Source organism: Bradyrhizobium sp. WYCCWR15520, from assembly GCF_056174665.1.
Map to the genome: position 1 here is coordinate 1 of NZ_JBWBWM010000180.1, position 592 is coordinate 592.

The 592-nt window shown below is 47.1% G+C and carries 1 protein-coding gene; it reads right to left on the reverse strand.

Going from position 1 to position 592, the window contains the following annotated elements; all coding sequences use genetic code 11:
- Positions 1-592: hypothetical protein (locus AC0QUY_RS42755; protein WP_475391762.1), on the reverse strand; the 592-nt coding region annotated here is incomplete at both ends.

Here is a 592-nt window from a genome sequence, read left to right on the forward strand (position 1 = left end):
TGCTGACGATCCAGAAACGCGTGCCTTTTACCTTTTCCGTGCTTGAGGTGAGACCGGTATTCTTTTTTATTTGGCCGGCGGCATTTTTCGTGGTCTTTTCGTCATTAAAATATCCCGATTTCACATTGTAAAGCTGCGCCGGCTGACCGGCGGCTTCATATGCCCCTTTGACCTTGAGCTCTTTTTCAAACTGCTTCAGCAGATTTTTTGCGTTTGTTTCGCCTTGTATCGCACCTGTCACAATTTTATATCTGGGCTGTTGTTTCTTTACTGTTTCTATCGTTCCTTTAAGAGCGGTTTCTTTTTCAAATTGGACAAGCAGGCTTTTCGCTTTGCTCTCATCTGCGATTTCTCCTGAATAAAGCTTGACGATCGCTTGTCCCGCTCCGTATGGTGCGTACGACGCTTTGAGGCCGGTCGCTTTTTGAAAACGATCGAGGATGGCTTTCGTGTTGTCTTCGCCTTCGATTCCTCCGGTGGCAACCTTCACGTATGCTTCCCTGTTCCCTGCAAGTGTATAGGTTGCTTTCAGCCCCGTTTCTTTTTCAAATTGGAGCGCCCATTCCTTGGCTTTTGCTTCACCGGCAAATTC